We start from the raw sequence: 18,018 nt of genomic DNA on the forward strand, positions 1-18,018 counted from the left end.
CCTGTTCGCGCATGGACGAACCCATCCTCGACATTCGCGGCCTCGAAAAGACGTATCGCGGCGGCGTAAAGGCGCTCGACGGGGTCGATCTGGAAATCCGGCGCGGGGAGATCTTCGCGCTTCTGGGCCCCAATGGCGCAGGCAAGACGACGCTGATCGGCGCCGTCTGCGGCATGGTGCGACCCACCGGCGGCATGATCCGGGCGTTTGGCATGGACATGGAGCGTCACTGGAAGACGGCGCGCCGCAAGATCGGACTGGTGCCGCAGGAACTCAGCTTCGACATGTTTGACAAGGTGCAGCGCCAAGTGCGCTTTTCGCGCGGCATGTTCGGCTGCCCGCCGGACGAAGCGCGGATCGAGGAAGTGCTGCGCAGCCTGAGCCTGTGGGACAAGCGTGACGTGCAGATCCGTGAGCTTTCGGGCGGCATGAAGCGGCGGGTGATGATCGCCAAGGCGCTGTCACACGACCCCGAGCTTCTTTTCCTCGACGAGCCGACCGCCGGTGTTGATGTCGAGCTGCGGCGCGATATGTGGCGGCAGATCGACGCGCTGCGCGATCGCGGCGTCACCATCATCCTTACCACGCATTATATCGAGGAGGCCGAGGAGATGGCCGATCGCGTGGGCGTCATCAATAAGGGCAAGGTGCTGCTGGTGGACGACAAGAGCGCAATCATGTCCAAGCTCGGCCGCACGGAAGCGCATTTCACGCTGGCCGAGCCGATGGTCAATATTCCGGCGGCGCTCTCCGACTACCCGCTGACGCTGGAAGGCGAGGGCACATGCCTGATCTATCGCGGCGGCGACGGGACGGGGAAGGGTAAGCGCGAGGTCGCCGATCTCGCCCAGCGCCTTACGCGAGAAGGTGTGGCTTTCATCGGGCTCGACACGCGCGAGAGCACGCTGGAAGATATTTTCGTCGACCTGGTGGAAGACAAAGAGGAGCAGGCGGCGTGACTCTCAACCTTCGCGGCGCGTTCGCCATCTTCAAGAACGAGCTGATGCGGATGTTCCGCACCGCCTTCGGTTCGATCCTGTCGCCCGTGATCACGACGTCGCTTTATTTCATCGTCTTCGGCGCGGCGATCGGCGGGCGGATGCAGGAAGTGGACGGCATCCCCTACGGCGCATTCATTGTGCCGGGCCTCTTGATGCTCACCCTGCTGACCGAAAGCACCAGCAATGCGAGCTTCGGCATCTACATGCCCAAATTCACAGGTGCGATTTACGAGTTGCTCTCCGCGCCAGTAGGCGTGGTCGAGACGCTGATCGGCTTCGTCGGAGCGGCGGCGGTGAAGTCGCTGATCCTGGCGACGATAATCCTGACGACCGCGCTGCTTTTCGTCGATTACACGATTGCGCACCCATTCTTCGCTTTCGTCTTCATCCTACTGGTTTCCGCCAGTTTTTCCCTGTTCGGCTTCATCCTCGGACTTTGGGCGACGAGCTTCGAGAAGCTGCAGATCGTGCCGTTGCTGCTGCTGACGCCGCTCACCTTCCTTGGCGGCACCTTCTACTCGATCGACATGCTGGCGGAGCCGTGGCGCACCGTCGCGCTGTTCAATCCCATCGTCTACCTGGTGAACGGGCTGCGCTGGACGTTCTTCGGCCGCGCGGAAGTCGATATCGGTTTCAGCTTCGGCATGACGCTGCTCTTTCTCTTCATCTGCATCGCCATCATCGCATGGGTGTTCAAAACGGGCTGGCGCCTGCGCGAATAGCCCCGAACCTCGTCGTTGGTCGGATGCCAAATATCTTTCGTGGAAGTGTAATATTCGTTCAGAATCGAGAAAGCGGTGCGAGCGCAGATCGCTCACCGCCCGACTGTCTCGGGAACGAGAGAACATTTGCAGGATGAAAACATCATGAGGAAACTTTTTTTCGCGGCCACCGCTTCGGTCGCCGCTCTCGCCATTCCCTCGGTCGCGCACGCGCAGGCCGAAGTCTTCGGTGGCATTTCCGGTGGTTATCACGACTTGGGTGTAGAGAATGAAGTCGAGGACATCTTCGACGGCGTCACCATCGAAGATGGCAGCTTCATTTTCGGCGGCTTCGTCGGCGCGGACGTAATGGCCGGTGAAAGCCTGTTCGTCGGCGCGGAAGCGAACTTCCACCTCGGCACCGAAGCGCTCGATAGCGAATATGGCGCATCGGCGCGTATCGGTTTCGTCGATGCGGGCGGAGCGAAGTACTACCTGCGCGGCGGCTACCAGGAACTGAACCTCGACTATTCCAACATCATCTTCATCGATGGGGAAGAACTGACCGACGCCGATTTCGTCGGTCTCGACGACACTGCGGGCGACTACCTCGTCGGTGCGGGCGTCGAGTTTCCGCTCGGCGAAAGCAGCATGCTGCGCGTCAATGTCGACACCATCGGCTTCGACACCGCGCGTGCGACTGCGGGCGTCGGCTTCCGCTTCTAAGTACATTATTTGCAAATCGAAGAGCCGGTGTCGCAATCGCGGTGTCGGCTCTTTGCATGTGGGGCTGGCGAATGGCGCGGCGAGACGCTAGCGAGCGCGGCATGATGAGAGCTCTGATATTTGCCGCCCCGCTGGCATGCATCGCGGCCCCCGCCACAGCGCAGGAAGCGTTGCCCGATGCCGCCCGCGCGATGATCGATGCAGCGATCGAAACCGGCGATGCCGATGCCGTCGAAGCCGTGGTGAACACCGCGCGCACCGCTTTCCCGAACAGTTCAGAGGAAATCCAGGCGCGCTTCGATGCCTATAAGGCGGAGCAGGCGCGCCTTGCGCAAGCGCGGGCCGCCGCGCAGGAGCAGGAAATCCGGCAGGCGGGCCTGTTCGACAATTGGAGCGGCGAAGGCCAGATCGGCGCTTTCCAGTCATCCGGAAATTCAGACGAATTCGGCGTGACCGCGGCCCTGAAGCTGGAACGCGAAGGGATCGATTGGGAACACCGCCTGCGGCTTGCCGCCGATTATCGCGAAGTCGAAGGCACAACCTCGCGCGAGCAATTCCTCGCCCAGTACGAACCACGTTTCCAGATCAGCGAGCGCGTTTTCGCTTTTGGCCTGACCCAGTTCGAGCGCGATACAAGGCAACGCTTCTCCGCCCGCTACGTCGCCTCCGGCGGCATCGGCTATCGCGTCGTCGACAATGACAGGCTGGAGCTGTCGGTGAAGGCCGGCCCCGCCTATCGCGTGACCGAATTCGTGGACGGGGGCACCTCCAGCCGTCTGGCCGCGCTGGCAGGGCTCGATTTCGACTGGCGGATCAGCGACAGCCTGAAGCTGACGCAGGATGCCAATTCCACGGTTGAGACAGGAGGCGAGGCACTGCTGATCGTCGATGGCTCCAACACCAGCCTGACCGCGATTACCGGCCTCGAAGCCGGGATCAGCGACAATCTCTCCGCCCGGCTTTCCTACACGGTGGAATATGACAGCAATCCGCCGGAAGGCGCGGTGAGCACCGACACGCTGACCCGGTTCACGCTGGTCTATGGCTTCTGATCGCCCGCGCTTCGCCTTCAGTTTGAAGGCGAGAGATGGACGTGCGCGCACGGGCGAAATCGCCATGCGGCGCGGCACAATCCGCACGCCCGCCTTCATGCCGGTAGGCACGGCGGCCACAGTGAAGGCGATGAAGCCCGAAAGTGTGCGGGCGACGGGTGCGGACATCATCCTCGGCAACACCTATCACCTGATGCTGCGTCCTGGCGCGGAACGGATGGCAAGGCTGGGTGGGCTGCATGAATTCATGCGCTGGGACCGCCCGATCCTGACCGATAGCGGTGGCTACCAGGTGATGAGCCTTTCGGACCTGCGCAAGCTGACCGAAAAGGGCGTGGAGTTTCGCAGCCACATCGATGGCTCCAAGCACATGCTGACGCCGGAGCGCAGCATTGAAATCCAGCGGCTTCTCGGCTCCGACATCGTTATGGCCTTCGACGAATGTCCGCGTGCCGACCGGCCGATGGCGGAGATCGAGGCGAGCATGGAGCTTTCTATGCGCTGGGCGCAGCGGAGCCGGGACGCCTTCGACGCGGGCGGAGAGCATGCCGCAAACGCCGCTCTTTTCGGCATCCAGCAGGGCGCTCTGGACCGAGGCCTGCGGGCGCGATCAGCGGAAGCGCTGCGGGCGATCGACTTCGACGGCTATGCCGTTGGCGGGCTGGCCGTGGGCGAGGGTCAGGAAGCGATGTTCGGCGTGCTCGACTACGCCCCCGATATGCTGCCCGAAGAAGCGCCGCGATATCTGATGGGGGTGGGCAAACCGGACGATCTCGTCGGCGCGGTAGAGCGCGGCATAGACATGTTCGATTGCGTACTGCCCACGCGCTCGGGTCGAAACGGGCAGGGCTTTACCTGGAACGGCCCGATAAACCTGCGCAATGCGCGCCACGCAGAGGATACCGGCCCGCTTGATCCGCGCTGCACGTGCCCGACCTGCGGCAATTACTCGCGCGCTTATCTCCACCATCTGCACAAATCGGGCGAGATCCTCGGCGCCATGCTGCTGACCGAGCACAATTTGTCCTTCTATCAGCAGTTGATGCAGACGATGCGTGATGCCATTGGCGCTGGCACATTTGCCGCTTTCGCGGCCACGTTCCGCGCCGATTATCTGGAAGCCTGATCCGATGCCGAAAATGCCCGACGATTGCACCAGCATGACCGAGGTGCGCGAAGGCGTCGACGCGACGGACCGTGAGCTTGTCTCACTGCTGGCGCGGCGGTTCGGCTACATGCGCGCCGCTGCTCGCATAAAGCCGAACCGTGACACTGTCCGGGACGAAAAACGCAAGGCTTCCGTGATCGCCGCGGCCAAGGCCGAAGCGGAGCGTGTCGGCATTCCGGCAGATGTTATCGGCGATGTCTGGGAACGCTTGGTCGAAGGCTCCATCGCCTACGAATTCGACGTTTGGGACGAGACGCGCGCTTAGGCTGTGCGCGGCTTCTCGCGCATTTCCATGACCGTGCCGCGATAGGCAACGAAGCGACCGCGTGCATCGAGAAAGCCGGCGCCTATGCGCTGCGCGAAAGCCTGCGCATCGGCAAGCCTGTCGTACCACTTGCCCTTACGGGTTCTCGTGATGAAGCGATACTGTGTCATGATGAGCGCTAAACACCCGCAATCCTTGCAGAGTTCCAGCAAAAATCGACCAGTCGAAACGAAAAAGGGCGGCCCCGAAGGACCGCCCCGTTTTCGTTTCTGATCGCCGGATCAGCGCGAGTAGAACTCGACCACGAGGTTCGGTTCCATCTGTACCGGATAGGGCACTTCATCGAGAGAGGGCACCCGGCTGAAGGTCACCTTTTCGTTGCCATCGGTGGCTACGTAGTCGGGGATTTCACGCTCCGGCAGGCTCTGCGCCTCGATCACCAGCGCCATTTCCTTGGCCTTTTCGCCCAGCGAAATCACATCGCCCACATCGCAACGGCGCGAGGGGATGTTGCACTTCACGCCATTGACCTTGATGTGGCCGTGATTGACGATCTGGCGCGCGGCGAAGATCGTCGGTGCGAACTTGGCGCGATAGACGATCATGTCGAGACGACGCTCGAGCAGGCCGATCAGGTTCATACCCGTGTCGCCCTTCATGCGGCTCGCGTCCTTGTAGGTCGCCTTGAATTGCTTTTCGGTGACGTCGCCGTAATAGCCTTTAAGCTTCTGCTTGGCGCGCAGCTGCAGGCCGAAGTCGGACATCTTGCCCTTGCGACGCTGGCCGTGCTGGCCCGGGCCGTAGGAACGCTTGTTAACCGGAGAATTTGGACGACCCCAGATGTTTTCGCCCATCCGGCGGTCGAGTTTGTGCTTCGCACGCGTACGCTTCGACATAAGTCGAGTCCTTTCATCTGCTGGACTGCCCATACGGCAGCCATTCAACCCGGCATCGCACCGCCGCGGCGAAATCCACGACGCGGCCACCGCTTCACCGGGATGCGGGGCCAATTTCAGCGAAGGCGCGCATGTAGCTGCGCACGTGATGAAGTCAAGACTCAAGGCGCGTAGAATGAGCTCGTCATTCGCGGGTCTGGCGCATCAGCGCTGTCTCGGGCTTAGCGCGCGAAGGCGATCAAGGGGGCGCGGCATCCGGGCCAGGCTGATTGTCATTGTCCTCGACATAGGGTGCCCCGGCATAGCGGTGATCGTTGACGGTATCACGATGGTTCGTGCGCTGTTCGTCGAGCTCTCGCTGCGACATGCAGACTTCTTCGCGAAACCGTGTCCCGGTTATGCGGATCACGCGGCATCGGGTCCGATCCTCCTCAGCGATTTCGCCCGTCACGACGATCTCTTCTTGAGATTCCTGCGTTTCGGCGGCTTCTTCGGGCGCATCTTGCGCCATGGCGGACGTCGGTATCATGACCACCAGCGCCGCGCACGATAGGATCTTTCGCATAGGTCCTCCCTGTGTTTCTCAGAATAATATCACACCGCGACGGAGGACTCAAAGAAGTCAGTCGGCAGGGCGGTCCGGCCGTTGTAACGATGACAGCACTCCGCGCAGCGTGCGGACCTCCAGGTGGTTCCATCCCGGCTTCGTCAGCAACCCACGCAGATTGCGGCGGGTGGCCTCTGCACGGCTTTCGGGAAAGAAGTAGCCCCTCGGTTCCAGCATGCCCTCGAGCTGTTCGACGAGCCCTTCCAGCTCCTTCTGCGGAGCGGGCGGGAGGAGCTCCTCCTGTGTCGGCATGGCGAGATCGGCGTGTTTGGAAAGCTCGTAAGCGATCAGGATTACCGCCTGCGCGAGGTTAAGGGAGCCGAATTGCGGGTTGATCGGCGCGGTGACGATAGTGCGGGCGAGGGCGACATCGTCGGTTTCCAGGCCAGAGCGTTCTGGTCCGAACAGAAACGCGCTTCTCCCCGGCTGCGTTGGCACTTCCCGCGCCGCCGCTTCTGGCGTCATCACTGGCTTCGTCACCCCGCGCTTGCGCACTGTGGTCGCATAGACATGCGCGCAATCCGCAACCGCATCCGCCGTACTTTCAAACACTTGTGCCCGCTCCAATACGATGTCAGCGCCCGAAGCGGCAGGACCGGCGGAGGGATTGGGCCAACCGTCGCGCGGGGCGACCAGGCGCATCTCGGTCAGGCCGAAATTGAGCATGGCGCGCGCCGCCTTGCCGATGTTCTCTCCAAGCTGCGGACACACCAGCACGATGACGGGTTGCTGCGCTTCAGTCATCGCTGTCCGACGCGGCAGCCTGCACGGTGCTCGCGAATTCCTCGAAATCGCGCGCCTCGCTGAAATCGCGATAGACCGATGCGAAGCGAATATAGGCGACGGAATCGAGCTGGCGCAGGCCGTCCATCACCATCTCACCGATGCGGCTCGCGGGGATTTCGCTTTCGCCCGCGGTTTCGACCTGTCGCTGAATGCCCGAAACGAGCTGGTCAATCCGCTCCTGCTCGATCCCGCGCTTTCGGCAGGCGAGCGCGACCGACTGCTCGATCTTCGCGCGATCGAAGCTCTCCCGCCGATCGCCGGTCTTCACGATGCTGACATCGCGCAGCTGCACGCGCTCGAACGTGGTGAAGCGGGCGCCGCAGCCTTCGCACTGGCGGCGACGGCGGATTGCGGTGTTGTCTTCGGTGGGGCGCGAATCCTTTACCTGGCTGTCTTCATTCGCGCAGAAGGGGCATCTCATCGGTCAGGGGCGAATGCGCTTGTAGAGCATATAGCCCGCACCGGCGACGAGGCCGATCGGCAAGGTGACGACCGGCAGCACGCCGCCCACCAGCGCGCCTACCGCCGCACCTGTCAGCACCGGCTTGGTCGAGGGATGTTTCATGCCCTCGCGTCCGATCGCTTTCGCTTCATCGACGGCGTCCTTCAGGATGAAGCGGTCGATATCGTCATGGTCGCGGCGATCATTTCTGCGGTGTTCGGTCATGTCTTATCGTCCGGGATATACGGGAAAGGCATCGCACAGCTCGCCGACCTGGCGGCGAACACGCTCTTCGATAGCGGCATCGCCCTCGTCCCCCTTATCGCTCAAGCCCTGCACAACCTCGACGATCATCGCGCCGACCTTGCGGAATTCCGCCGGGCCGAAGCCGCGCGTGGTACCAGCGGGGGTGCCGAGACGGATGCCGCTGGTGACGAAGGGGCTGCGCATGTCGAAGGGAATACCGTTCTTGTTGCACGTGAGGTAGGCGCGATCGAGGCCCTTTTCCGCTGCCTTGCCGGTGACGTCCATCGGCGTCAGATCTACCAACATGGAATGATTGTCCGTCCCGCCGGAAACGACGCGCAGGCCGTTCTGTTCGATGCTGGCAGCAAGCGCGCGGGCGTTCTCGACCACGGCGCGGGCATAGGTCTTGAAATCGGGCCGCAGTGCTTCTGCAAAGGCGACGGCCTTGGCGGCGACGATGTGCATCAGCGGGCCGCCCTGCATGCCGGGGAATACCGCCATGTTGATAGGTTTGGTGTATTTTTCGTCATTCCACAGGATCACGCCGGAACGCGGTCCACGCAGAGACTTGTGCGTGGTGGAGGTGACGACATCGGCGTGCGGGAAGGGCGAGGGGTGCGCCCCGCCCGCCACAAGGCCTGAAATATGGCTCATATCGACCATCAGGATCGCCCCCACCTCGTCCGCGACGCGGCGGAACGCTTCCCAATCCCAGACGCGGCTGTATGCGGTGCCGCCCGCGATGATGAGCTTGGGCTTGTGTTCCTTGGCGGTCGCCATGACGGCGTCCATGTCGATCAGTTCGTCATCCTTGCGGACGCCGTAAGCGACCGGATTGAACCACTTCCCGGACATGTTGACCGGTGAGCCGTGAGTCAGGTGACCACCTGAATTCAGGTCGAGCCCCATGAAAGTGTCGCCCGGTTCCAGCAGCGCGAGGAAGACCGCCTGGTTCATCTGGCTGCCGCTATTGGGCTGCACGTTTGCGAATTCGCAACCGAACAGCTTTTTCGCCCGCTCGATCGCGAGATTTTCAACCACGTCGGCATAGTCGCAGCCGCCGTAGTAGCGCTTGCCCGGATAGCCCTCTGCATATTTGTTCGTGAACACGCTGCCCGCGGCTTCGAGTACGGCCGTCGAAGCAATGTTCTCGCTCGCAATCAATTCGATCTTGTCACGCTGGCGAGCCAGCTCCTTATCAACCGCTGCGGCGATTTCGGGATCGGCCTCGGCGAGCGTGTCGCTCCAGAAGCGGGACATGTCGGGAGTATAGTCGTGCTGGGTGGCCATATCAGTTTTCCAGAAAGGAGAGCTTGTCGACGCGGCGCTGGTGGCGGCCGCCGGCGAAATCGGTGGACAGGAAGGCTGTGACGCAGGCTTTCGCCATCTCGCCGCCGGTCAGCCGTGCGCCCATCGCGATAACGTTCGCGTCATTGTGCTCTCGGGCGAGGGCAGCGGAAAGCGGTTCGGAGACGAGCGCGCAGCGAATTTCGGGATTGCGATTGCAGGCCATCGAAATGCCGATACCGCTGCCGCACAGCGCGATACCGCGCTCCGCCGTGCCTTCCGAAACGACATCGGCCAGCTTGCGGCCGTAATCGGGGTAATCGACGCTCTCGCCAGGCTCAGGCCCAAGGTCGGCCACCTCGTGGCCTTCCTCGATGAGCCAGTCGCGAAGCTCGGCCTTGAGATCCGTGGCGGCATGGTCGGAAGCTATGGCGATGCGCATGGCCCATCACATAAAGCCGCAAACGCGCGATTGCGAGTCAGGCTTGGATGAAATTCACCGCTGTTGCGCCGCCGCCGGTGTCAGCTCGCCGTGGCAAGCGGGATGGTGATGGTCGCATTGAGGCCATCGTCCTTGAAACTCATCGAAATCGTCCCGCCAATTTGCGCAAGAACCCCTTTGACGATCCTCGAGCCGGTCCCCGACGCATCCCGCAAGAGCTTGTCTTCCGGCACAGGACCGCCTTTTTCGATCCAGCAGATGGTGAGCTCTTGGTCTTCCAGATCCCAATCGACGCACACCGTTCCTTCTGGCTTGCTGAGCGAGCCGTATTTGACAGCATTCGTCGCAAGCTCGTGCAGTGAAATGCCGAGTGGCGTGATGGCGCTGAGCGGGAGGATCACATCTCCGCCGGCCAGCGCAATGCGGTTTTGCCTATCTGTGCGATATGGTGCGAGCACCTGGTCGACCATTGCAGAGAGATCCCGGACCTGGGCATCGTCGGCGATGGACGTGCTGTGCGCGTGCTGCAGAGCCTTCAGTCGCCCGGTAATCTTGTCGGCCAAGGCCTGGGCGTCATCCGCGCCGCGCGCACTTAGCGCCACGATCGCATTGATGATCGCGAACAGATTGCCGGTGCGATGCCGCAATTCCTCGTTCACGGCTTCCTGCAGGCGCGATTCCTCACGATGATCGAGGATTTCCGTGATATCCCATTGGGAGCCGTAATAATATTGCAGCTTGCCATGCTCGTCGTGGATCGGGCCGATATGCAGCGCGTTCCAGAATGCCGTGCCGTCCTTGCGGTAGTTCAGGATGTCGACGACCACGACGGCCTCATCGGCGAGGCACTGACGTATTTTCTCCACCGAAGCAGGATCAGTATCCTCTCCCTGCAGGAACCGGCAATTGCGGCCGAGCACTTCCTCGCGGCTATACCCCGTGAGCCGAACGAAGGCCTCGTTGACATAGACGATTGGAGCATCCGGTGCATGCGGGTCGGACATGCACAGCGCCATGCGCGTCTGCTCGGTCGCCTGTGTGAAGAGCGCAGCGGTATCCAGACGGAACTCGCTCGGCGACATGTTGCCGCCATTGTCAAATGTCCGTGGATCGATCTCGCGATCTTCCTGCTCGGTGCTGGGATTCCTGTTCGGAATATCGCTGTCGTCGTTCACCGCCCCGTCCCTTTTCGTCTGGAAGCGAAGTGGTGAGCCACGCAACCTATCAATGGTGCGCCCGGAACGGGCCACACCGAACTCCTTATTGATCCAGGAATGAACGCATCTTTCGGCTGCGGCTCGGATGCTTGAGCTTCCTCAGGGCCTTGGCCTCGATCTGCCGGATGCGTTCGCGCGTCACGCTGAACTGCTGGCCCACTTCCTCGAGCGTGTGATCGGTGTTCATGCCGATGCCGAAACGCATGCGGAGCACACGCTCCTCACGCGGCGTCAGGCTCGCGAGTACGCGAGTGACCGTTTCCTTGAGGTTCGCCTGAATTGCGGCATCCACGGGGATGATCGCGTTCTTGTCCTCGATGAAGTCGCCGAGATGCGAATCTTCCTCGTCGCCGATGGGCGTTTCGAGGCTGATCGGTTCCTTGGCGATCTTCATCACCTTGCGGACCTTCTCGAGCGGCATGGAGAGGCGCTCTGCCATTTCCTCGGGCGTCGGCTCTCGGCCCTGCTCGTGCAGGAACTGGCGGCTTGTGCGCACGAGCTTGTTGATCGTCTCGATCATGTGGACCGGGATACGGATGGTGCGCGCCTGGTCTGCGATGGAGCGGGTGATCGCCTGCCGGATCCACCACGTGGCGTAGGTGCTGAACTTGTAGCCGCGGCGGTACTCGAATTTGTCCACCGCCTTCATCAGGCCGATATTGCCTTCCTGGATCAGGTCCAGGAATTGCAGGCCGCGATTGGTGTATTTCTTGGCGATGGAAATCACGAGACGCAGGTTGGCCTCGACCATTTCCTTCTTGGCAATACGCGCCTCGCGCTCGCCCTTCTGCACCATGTTCACGATGCGGCGAAATTCGACAAGGCTCATGCCGGTCTGGCTGGCGATGTCGGCGATTTCCGCGCGAATGCGCTCGACGGCGTCGGCTTCCTTGTCGGCGAAGGCAGCCCACTTCTTGTCCTTCTTCGCCTTGTCCTTCAGCCACGCATCGTCGAGTTCATTGCCGACATAGGACTGCAGGAAGTCGATGCGCTTGACCTTGTGACGCTCGGCAAGGCGCAGCATCTGGCCACCTAGCGCGGTCAGTCGGCGATTGAAGGCGTAGAGATTGTCGACCAGATATTCGATCTTGGTCGCATGGAACTGCACGCTCTCGACCTCGGCGGTAAGCTCTTCGCGCAGGTTCTCGTACTTGTTTTCCTTGGCCTTCGGGAAAGCCTCGCCATTGGCGAGCGTTTCGACGCGCTCGGCCTGCAGCTTTTCGAATTTCTTGAAGAGGCTGGTGATGCGCGCAAAGCGCTCCAGCGCGTCGGGCTTCAGCGCGGCTTCCATCTGCGCGAGGGACATGGTGTTGTCCTCGTCGTCATCGTCGTCGCTCTTCGAAGACGAACCTTCGCCGTCCTCATCGTCGCTATCGTCGTCCTCGTCCGAATCTTCGTCGTCGCGGATGGAAGGACCGGCGGTTTCCTCGGAAATTTCGCCGTCATCGTCGTCCTCGGCGCCTTCCTCCATCTTGTCGACGGGGGGCTCCTTGGAAAGCATGGCGTCGAGATCGAGAATCTCGCGCAGCTGCATCTCTTCGTTGTTGAGCGCTTCGGACCACATGATGATCGCGTGGAAGGTGATCGGGCTTTCGCAAAGCCCGATGATCATGGTGTCGCGCCCGGCTTCGATACGCTTGGCGATGGCGATTTCGCCCTCTCGACTGAGCAATTCCACCGCGCCCATTTCGCGCAGATACATCCGCACCGGATCGTCCGTGCGGCCTTCGCCAGCGGTCGACTTCTTCTTTTCGGGGACATTCTGCTTGGCTTCGCTGGCCTGCGATTCGGAGCCGGCCGGCGCGATTTCCTCGGGGCCGTCGTCATCCTCGGCCTCTTCCGCGCTTTCGACGATCTGCACGCCCATGTCACTGATCGCGGTCTGGATATCCTCGATCTGGTCGGCGGACATCTGGTCGCTGGGCAGAGCCTCGTTCAGCTCGTCATACGTGATGTAGCCCTTGCGCTTCGCCTTCGCGATCATCTTCTTGATAGACGATTCGTTGAGGTCGATCAGCGGCGCATCTTCGGCAGGCTTGGTCTTCGATTTCGAGGCCATGTTCAGCGTGTCAGTCCGTTTCCTGTTCGCACCCGGCGGCGGTCGCCAAGTCGAACGATGAATCCATCTCTGCCGCGGAGGCGGCGCGTTTTCTTGCCATTTGCCCGAGACGTTCGTCGATTTCCAGCTTTCGTTTGCGCAAGCGTTGCTGCTCGGCAAAAGCGCCTTCAGGATCGCTGTCGAAACGTGTCGTGGCCGTGGCAATAGCCGCCTCGAGAGCGGGTCTCTCGACCAGCAACGAAACGGCTTCGGCCAGATCCTCCCTCGCGGCGCCCGGATCATGGCCTTCCATCAGGAAGGAGAAACGGGATTTATCCGGCGCCGGCGGCAGGACGTCTTCAGGCGATATGGGCGGATTTTCGCCCGCTTCAAGCATTGCTGCATGTTCAAGCAGATATTCCACCGGCGCTGCGGCGCGCGGATCACTGTCGGCCAGGCTGAGAAGGCTGTCCGCGTGGCGATGCACCTCGCCAGGATGGCGGAGCAGGCCGTGCAGCACGGATTGCGTAAACGCATCGCGCACGGAGCCGGCCGTCGCGCGCTTCAATCGCGCCACGGTTTCAGGCGACGCGCGAAGCGGTTGCGGGTTGCCGAAAGTCGCGCGGCCGCGCTGGAAATCACGTTTGGGAAAAGCAAAGGCACTATAGCGATCGAGCAGTTCACGGCGGTAGAGCGACTTGATGTCCGGATGCTCGATCGCGTCGACATGATCCATCAGTCGCGCTTTCAGCCCCGCCTTGTCCTCGGGCGAGGTGAGGGGGAGGGCGTCGCGTTCGTGCTCCCAGATCAGGTCGAGCAGCGATTTCGACTCGGCGAGCAGCTTCTCCATCGCGTTGGGACCGCTCTGCTTGACCAGATCGTCCGGGTCCATGCCCGCTGGTAATTGCACGATCTGAAGCGAGTGGCCCGGGCGCAGCAGCGGCAATGTCCGCTCCGCTGCGCGCATCGCGGCGCGCCTGCCTGCGGCGTCGCCATCGAAACACAGTACCGGCTTGTCGGCCATCCGCCACAACAATTCGACCTGCTGCTCGGTGAGCGCGGTGCCCATTGGCGCGACGGCATCCTCGTACCCAGCCTGGGCGAGAGCGACGACGTCCATATAGCCCTCGACGGCGATCACGCGGTCCGTCTTTCGGCTCGCTTCGCTGGCGCGGTGGATATTGTAGAGCGTGCGCCCCTTGTCGAAGAGCGGCGTGTCGGGCGAATTGAGATATTTCGCGACGCCGTCCCGGTCCTCCAGAATACGACCCCCGAACGCGATCACGCGCTTGCGGCTGTCCTGGATCGGCAGCATCAACCTTCCGCGAAAGCGAGAGTAGGGCAGCTTGTCCTCGACGCAGATGAGCAGCCCTGCCTCGACCAGCATGGCTTCGTCGAACCGGCTGAGCGCCTGCTTGATCGCCATCTTGTCATCCGGCGCGTAGCCAAAACCGAATTTGTCGATCACATGCTGTGAAAGGCCGCGCCGCTCCAGATATTCGCGCGCGCCCACACCCTCGTCTGATCGCAGTCGCTGGACGAACCATTCCTGCGCCGCCGCCATGACGTCATGCAGGCTGGCGCGCTTCTCGGCCCGCTCCGCCGCGCGGGGATCGGGCGCGGGCATGTCCATCCCGGCTTCGGCGGCAAGCTCCTTCACCGCGTCCATGAATTCCAGCCCGCGCTGCTCGATCATCCAGTCGATCGCGCTGCCATGGGCCTGACAGCCGAAGCAGTGGTAGAAACCCTTCTGATCGTTGACGTAAAAGCTCGGCGTGGCTTCCTGGTGGAACGGGCAGCACGCCTTCCACTCTCGCCCGGCACGCTGCAGCTTGGTTGTGCGCATGATGAGCGCGGACAGCGTGGTCCGCGTCTTCAATTCGTCTAGCCATTGCGGGGAAAGCGCCATCGGCGAACCCTACTCCGGGACGCGATTCGCGCCTAGTCCTGCGCCGCCTCGTCCCCCGATTCCTCCGGCATTTCGGCGGGCGGGAACGGGCCGGTCGCCTCGGCGCGGCCTGCCGTGGTTTCGATCTCGTAGGCTTCGGCAGGGCCCTCGGGCGGCAATTCGCTCTGCCAGAAGAAGGTGATCTCCTCGCCTGCGTCCCAGCCATCGCCCTTTTCAATGCGCCAGACCAGCATGCCGTTGTCGATCTGCGTGCCGATGGAGTAACCCTCGCCGAGCGCCGCCTCGGCCTGCTCGCGATCGAAACCGATCGTGTTGGCGAAACCGGTGGCGGGGCGCGCAGTGCGGAACACGGTTACCGGGCTCTGCGCGGTCTGTGTCGGGGTGACGCGGTGGACATAGGTGTAGACCGTGCCCTCCGGCCACATGTCTGGGCGACATTCGGAAGCGAAGTCGGCGAGGTCTTCGCCCTCGGGCACGTCCTCTTCGGACAGGTCGAGCCCTTCGACAGGCGGGCACGCGACGTAGGAGATGATCTCAGCGATATCGCCCGCGTCCGAGGTGAAGATCGCCGACACTTCCGGCCCCTGCGGACCGACGATTTTCGGGCCGATCTCCTGATCATCGAAACCCGCTGCCACAAGCGTGCGAGGACCGACGGCGGTGGGCGTGGGTGTCGGCGTGGGTTCGGGCTCCGGTTCGGAGCCGCAGCCGCTCAGCACCAGCGCGAGGGGGAGGGCGAGCGCCAGCCGTTTCATGCCAGCGACTCCTTCACCCAGCCGCTGGCCCGGCCCATGTCGAGCTGCTGGCCGTGACGCGCCTTCATCTCGCCCATGACGCGGCCCATGTCCTTCATGCCGTCGGCGCCAAGATCGCTCTTCACCTGCTCGATGGCGGCCTTCGTTTCGGCCTCGTCCATCTGCTGCGGCAGGAACTCCTCGATCACGACGAGCTCGCCCTTTTCCTGCTCTGCCAGTTCGGTGCGCCCGCCATCCTCGTACATCTGGATCGATTCGCGGCGCTGTTTGGCCATTTTCTGCAAAACGTCGACCACCATCGCATCGTCATCGTCCGGCGCGCCCTTGGTCCGCAACTCGATATCGCGATCCTTCACCTTGGCGGCGATCAGGCGCAGCGCGGCGACGCGCGGCTTGTCGCCTGCCTTCATCGCGGTGACGGTTTCGGTCTTGATGGTGTCTCTCAGCATGGTGTCTCGCGCGCAATCTGTGGATGGTTCGGCCCTCATGTAGACCAGCGCGCCGATAAGCCAAGTGTTCCGCTTGACGGGAAGCCGCCGCGTCCTTAGCCGCTGGGTCTTAGCACACATCGCCGATCCACTGATTCACGGGAGCCACCATGGCCTTTCTCGCCTCTTCCTCTGCGCCCAAGGGAGCAACCGGCTGCATGGTCTTTGCCGACGGCACCGTAATCTGGGGCAAGGGCTTCGGCGCGAGCGGCGCGGCGGTGGGCGAAGTATGCTTCAACACCGCGATGACGGGCTATCAGGAGGTAATGACCGATCCCAGCTACGCGGCGCAGATCGTCACCTTCACCTTCCCCCATATCGGCAATGTCGGCACCAATGACGAGGACGTGGAAAGCGTCGTCGAAAGCGCGGTGGGCTGCGTGGTGCGCGAGGAAGTGACGAAGGAATCGAATTTCCGAAGCGAGCGCGATTTCGTCCAGTGGATGAAGGATTGCGGCAAGATCGGCCTGTCGGGCATAGACACACGCGCGCTCACTCGCCGCATCCGCATGAACGGCGCGCCCAATGCCGTGATCGCGCACGATCCTTCGGGCAAGTTCGATCTGGAGGCGCTGGCCCAGCGCGCGAGGGAATGGGCCGGGCTGGAAGGCATGGACCTTGCTAGCCGCGTGAGCCGGGAAGATCAGGAGAATTGGGGCGGCGGTTACTGGCGGCTGGGGCAGGGTTATGGGAACGCGCAGGATACTCCCCTCCCGCCTGCGGGAGGGGCCGGGGGTGGGCCCGAAACGGACGATCAGGCCTCGCCCACCCCTAACCCCTCCCGCAGGCGGGAGGGGAACAAGCCGCATGTCGTTGCCGTGGATTACGGGGCGAAGGACAACATCTTCCGCAATCTCGTGAAAGCGGGCGCGCGGGTGACGGTGGTCCCGGCGAGAACATCGCTGGAGGACATCCTCGCGCTCGAACCCGATGGCGTGTTCCTGTCGAACGGCCCCGGCGACCCGGCGGCGACGGGCGAATATGCGGTGCCGGTGATCAAGGCGCTGCTGGACAAGGACGTGCCGCTGTTCGGCATCTGCCTCGGCCACCAGATGCTGGCGCTGGCAGCGGGCGCGAAGACGGCCAAGATGCACCAGGGCCACCGCGGCGCGAACCACCCGGTGCAGCGCGTCGGCGAGGGGTGGGGCGAGAGCACCGGCCTCGTCGAGATCACCAGCATGAACCACGGCTTCGCGGTCGACGCGGAGACCTTGCCCGAGGGCGTGGAGCAAACGCATGTGTCGCTCTTCGACGGCTCGAATTGCGGCATCGCGATTAAGGGCAAGAGGGCGTTCGGCGTGCAGTATCACCCGGAAGCATCGCCCGGGCCGCAGGACAGCTTCTATTTGTTCGAGAAGTTCGTGGGGATTTTGAAATGACTCCTGCCCTTATTTCAATCGCCATGACCCTGTTGTCGCTCGACGCTGAAGCCGTGGGTTCAGAGATAACCCAAGAGGAGGTCGGCGCATTTGTGGTTGAGACGGAGCATTGGACGCGTGATGGGCCTCCCATCATGCATTCGGCAAACGAGACAAAGCATGTTCGACTGCTGTGGACGTCTAGCGACGGAAACGTCGAAGCGAAGCTCGAAGACGACGGTTACGGTGTAAGGATAAACTATATTCTCGAGTTCAGCGCGCAAGACGGGTGCGTCTCTCGAGGCGGGTTATTGGAAGTCATCGACGGTCCTTCGGACGGCATTTTCTGGGTCTATCAGATTGAGAGTTTCGACGAACTTGCAAAGAGGTGTAGCGAACTGAGTGACTCTGGAATCGCGAGATATCAAAGTGAGATGCTCGAAGCTCTGCCTGACGCACCTGCGGCGATTGAACTTTGGAAGGAGCGGTCTACCGAAATGTTTTCATCGCGGAGGCGCTGTCTGGCTGAAGAGATGACTGGAAATAGTCCTCCCGCTCCATTTTGGCGATGCACCCACTGGTCAGCTAGTCCTCCCGCTCCATTTTGGCGATGCACCCACTGGTCAGCTCCTCT

At 62.3% G+C, this 18,018-nt stretch carries 20 protein-coding genes; 7 read left to right on the top strand and 13 right to left on the bottom strand.

The window, feature by feature from the left end:
- Positions 1-11: 11 nt before the first annotated feature.
- From D6201_RS02640 to D6201_RS02665, 6 genes are all read left to right on the top strand, one after another.
- A complete protein-coding gene (locus tag D6201_RS02640) occupies positions 12-959 on the top strand; it encodes an ABC transporter ATP-binding protein (RefSeq protein WP_120047287.1) in 948 nt (315 codons plus the stop codon).
- Complete coding sequence (locus D6201_RS02645) at positions 956-1,723, top strand: ABC transporter permease (protein ID WP_120047288.1); 768 nt, start codon at positions 956-958, stop codon at positions 1,721-1,723. Before D6201_RS02640 ends, D6201_RS02645 begins: the two co-directional genes overlap by 4 nt.
- Before the next feature lie 144 nt (positions 1,724-1,867).
- Complete coding sequence (locus tag D6201_RS02650; RefSeq protein WP_133303924.1) at positions 1,868-2,428, top strand: outer membrane beta-barrel protein; 561 nt, start codon at positions 1,868-1,870, stop codon at positions 2,426-2,428.
- 101 nt (positions 2,429-2,529) lie between these two features.
- Positions 2,530-3,480 (top strand): DUF481 domain-containing protein, encoded by a 951-nt coding sequence (locus D6201_RS02655; RefSeq protein WP_120049153.1) that lies wholly within the window; start codon positions 2,530-2,532, stop codon positions 3,478-3,480.
- Complete coding sequence (gene tgt, locus D6201_RS02660; protein ID WP_120047290.1) at positions 3,470-4,606, top strand: tRNA guanosine(34) transglycosylase Tgt; 1,137 nt, start codon at positions 3,470-3,472, stop codon at positions 4,604-4,606. Before D6201_RS02655 ends, tgt begins: the two co-directional genes overlap by 11 nt.
- Before the next feature lie 4 nt (positions 4,607-4,610).
- The gene (locus tag D6201_RS02665) at positions 4,611-4,913 is read left to right on the top strand and encodes a chorismate mutase (RefSeq protein ID WP_120047291.1); all 303 of its coding nucleotides are present in this window, start codon (positions 4,611-4,613) and stop codon (positions 4,911-4,913) included.
- Here the strand turns inward: D6201_RS02665 and D6201_RS12900 are convergent.
- From D6201_RS12900 to D6201_RS02725, 13 genes are all read right to left on the bottom strand, one after another.
- Positions 4,910-5,083, bottom strand: a complete 174-nt coding sequence (locus D6201_RS12900; protein ID WP_165853475.1) for a hypothetical protein — start codon at positions 5,081-5,083, stop codon at positions 4,910-4,912. The genes D6201_RS02665 and D6201_RS12900 overlap by 4 nt on opposite strands.
- A gap of 111 nt (positions 5,084-5,194) precedes the next feature.
- Positions 5,195-5,809, bottom strand: coding sequence for a 30S ribosomal protein S4 (gene rpsD / locus D6201_RS02670; RefSeq protein WP_120047292.1), 615 nt, complete (start codon positions 5,807-5,809; stop codon positions 5,195-5,197).
- A 238-nt stretch (positions 5,810-6,047) separates the two neighbouring features.
- Positions 6,048-6,338: a hypothetical protein gene (locus D6201_RS02675; protein WP_120047293.1), complete on the bottom strand. Its 291-nt coding sequence runs from the start codon at positions 6,336-6,338 to the stop codon at positions 6,048-6,050.
- A gap of 93 nt (positions 6,339-6,431) precedes the next feature.
- On the bottom strand, positions 6,432-7,160 hold the full coding sequence (locus D6201_RS02680) for an RNA methyltransferase (protein ID WP_120047294.1): 729 nt from the start codon (positions 7,158-7,160) through the stop codon (positions 6,432-6,434).
- Positions 7,153-7,623 carry a transcriptional regulator NrdR gene (gene nrdR, locus D6201_RS02685; RefSeq protein ID WP_120047295.1) on the bottom strand — a complete coding sequence of 157 codons (471 nt, stop codon included), beginning with the start codon at positions 7,621-7,623 and terminating at the stop codon, positions 7,153-7,155. Before nrdR ends, D6201_RS02680 begins: the two co-directional genes overlap by 8 nt.
- A gap of 3 nt (positions 7,624-7,626) precedes the next feature.
- Positions 7,627-7,869, bottom strand: coding sequence for a hypothetical protein (locus D6201_RS02690; RefSeq protein WP_193725685.1), 243 nt, complete (start codon positions 7,867-7,869; stop codon positions 7,627-7,629).
- 3 nt (positions 7,870-7,872) lie between these two features.
- Positions 7,873-9,180: a serine hydroxymethyltransferase gene (glyA, locus tag D6201_RS02695; RefSeq protein WP_120047296.1), complete on the bottom strand. Its 1,308-nt coding sequence runs from the start codon at positions 9,178-9,180 to the stop codon at positions 7,873-7,875.
- A 1-nt stretch (position 9,181) separates the two neighbouring features.
- Positions 9,182-9,619 carry a ribose 5-phosphate isomerase B gene (gene rpiB, locus D6201_RS02700; protein ID WP_120047297.1) on the bottom strand — a complete coding sequence of 146 codons (438 nt, stop codon included), beginning with the start codon at positions 9,617-9,619 and terminating at the stop codon, positions 9,182-9,184.
- Positions 9,620-9,699: 80 nt separating this feature from the next.
- Positions 9,700-10,794, bottom strand: coding sequence for a PAS domain-containing protein (locus tag D6201_RS02705; protein ID WP_165853476.1), 1,095 nt, complete (start codon positions 10,792-10,794; stop codon positions 9,700-9,702).
- An 85-nt stretch (positions 10,795-10,879) separates the two neighbouring features.
- Positions 10,880-12,895, bottom strand: coding sequence for an RNA polymerase sigma factor RpoD (rpoD, locus tag D6201_RS02710; RefSeq protein WP_120047299.1), 2,016 nt, complete (start codon positions 12,893-12,895; stop codon positions 10,880-10,882).
- 10 nt (positions 12,896-12,905) lie between these two features.
- Positions 12,906-14,783, bottom strand: coding sequence for a DNA primase (gene dnaG / locus D6201_RS02715; RefSeq protein WP_120047300.1), 1,878 nt, complete (start codon positions 14,781-14,783; stop codon positions 12,906-12,908).
- Positions 14,784-14,815: 32 nt separating this feature from the next.
- Positions 14,816-15,538: a hypothetical protein gene (locus D6201_RS02720; protein WP_242447394.1), complete on the bottom strand. Its 723-nt coding sequence runs from the start codon at positions 15,536-15,538 to the stop codon at positions 14,816-14,818.
- On the bottom strand, positions 15,535-15,987 hold the full coding sequence (locus D6201_RS02725) for a GatB/YqeY domain-containing protein (protein ID WP_120047301.1): 453 nt from the start codon (positions 15,985-15,987) through the stop codon (positions 15,535-15,537). Before D6201_RS02725 ends, D6201_RS02720 begins: the two co-directional genes overlap by 4 nt.
- 149 nt (positions 15,988-16,136) lie before the next feature.
- Here D6201_RS02725 and carA point away from each other — a divergent pair, with 149 nt between their 5' ends.
- Positions 16,137-17,405 carry a glutamine-hydrolyzing carbamoyl-phosphate synthase small subunit gene (gene carA / locus D6201_RS02730; protein WP_120047302.1) on the top strand — a complete coding sequence of 423 codons (1,269 nt, stop codon included), beginning with the start codon at positions 16,137-16,139 and terminating at the stop codon, positions 17,403-17,405.
- Positions 17,406-18,018: the final 613 nt, after the last annotated feature.

This window comes from Aurantiacibacter aquimixticola (genome assembly GCF_003605475.1).
In the GTDB taxonomy this organism is placed as follows: domain Bacteria; phylum Pseudomonadota; class Alphaproteobacteria; order Sphingomonadales; family Sphingomonadaceae; genus Alteraurantiacibacter; species Alteraurantiacibacter aquimixticola_B.

What these genes read in the sequence shown, in the direction of transcription:
- D6201_RS02640 (WP_120047287.1), top strand. Translation starts at nt 12, where the DNA reads ATGGACGAACCCATCCTCGACATTCGCGGCCTCGAAAAGACGTATCGC.
- D6201_RS02650 (WP_133303924.1), top strand. Translation starts at nt 1,868, where the DNA reads ATGAGGAAACTTTTTTTCGCGGCCACCGCTTCGGTCGCCGCTCTCGCC.
- D6201_RS02655 (WP_120049153.1), top strand. Translation starts at nt 2,530, where the DNA reads ATGATGAGAGCTCTGATATTTGCCGCCCCGCTGGCATGCATCGCGGCC.
- tgt (WP_120047290.1), top strand. Translation starts at nt 3,470, where the DNA reads ATGGCTTCTGATCGCCCGCGCTTCGCCTTCAGTTTGAAGGCGAGAGAT.
- D6201_RS02665 (WP_120047291.1), top strand. Translation starts at nt 4,611, where the DNA reads ATGCCGAAAATGCCCGACGATTGCACCAGCATGACCGAGGTGCGCGAA.
- D6201_RS12900 (WP_165853475.1), bottom strand. Translation starts at nt 5,083, where the DNA reads ATGACACAGTATCGCTTCATCACGAGAACCCGTAAGGGCAAGTGGTAC.
- rpsD (WP_120047292.1), bottom strand. Translation starts at nt 5,809, where the DNA reads ATGTCGAAGCGTACGCGTGCGAAGCACAAACTCGACCGCCGGATGGGC.
- D6201_RS02675 (WP_120047293.1), bottom strand. Translation starts at nt 6,338, where the DNA reads ATGATACCGACGTCCGCCATGGCGCAAGATGCGCCCGAAGAAGCCGCC.
- D6201_RS02680 (WP_120047294.1), bottom strand. Translation starts at nt 7,160, where the DNA reads ATGACTGAAGCGCAGCAACCCGTCATCGTGCTGGTGTGTCCGCAGCTT.
- nrdR (WP_120047295.1), bottom strand. Translation starts at nt 7,623, where the DNA reads ATGAGATGCCCCTTCTGCGCGAATGAAGACAGCCAGGTAAAGGATTCG.
- D6201_RS02690 (WP_193725685.1), bottom strand. Translation starts at nt 7,869, where the DNA reads ATGACCGAACACCGCAGAAATGATCGCCGCGACCATGACGATATCGAC.
- glyA (WP_120047296.1), bottom strand. Translation starts at nt 9,180, where the DNA reads ATGGCCACCCAGCACGACTATACTCCCGACATGTCCCGCTTCTGGAGC.
- rpiB (WP_120047297.1), bottom strand. Translation starts at nt 9,619, where the DNA reads ATGCGCATCGCCATAGCTTCCGACCATGCCGCCACGGATCTCAAGGCC.
- rpoD (WP_120047299.1), bottom strand. Translation starts at nt 12,895, where the DNA reads ATGGCCTCGAAATCGAAGACCAAGCCTGCCGAAGATGCGCCGCTGATC.
- dnaG (WP_120047300.1), bottom strand. Translation starts at nt 14,783, where the DNA reads ATGGCGCTTTCCCCGCAATGGCTAGACGAATTGAAGACGCGGACCACG.
- D6201_RS02720 (WP_242447394.1), bottom strand. Translation starts at nt 15,538, where the DNA reads ATGAAACGGCTGGCGCTCGCCCTCCCCCTCGCGCTGGTGCTGAGCGGC.
- D6201_RS02725 (WP_120047301.1), bottom strand. Translation starts at nt 15,987, where the DNA reads ATGCTGAGAGACACCATCAAGACCGAAACCGTCACCGCGATGAAGGCA.
- carA (WP_120047302.1), top strand. Translation starts at nt 16,137, where the DNA reads ATGGCCTTTCTCGCCTCTTCCTCTGCGCCCAAGGGAGCAACCGGCTGC.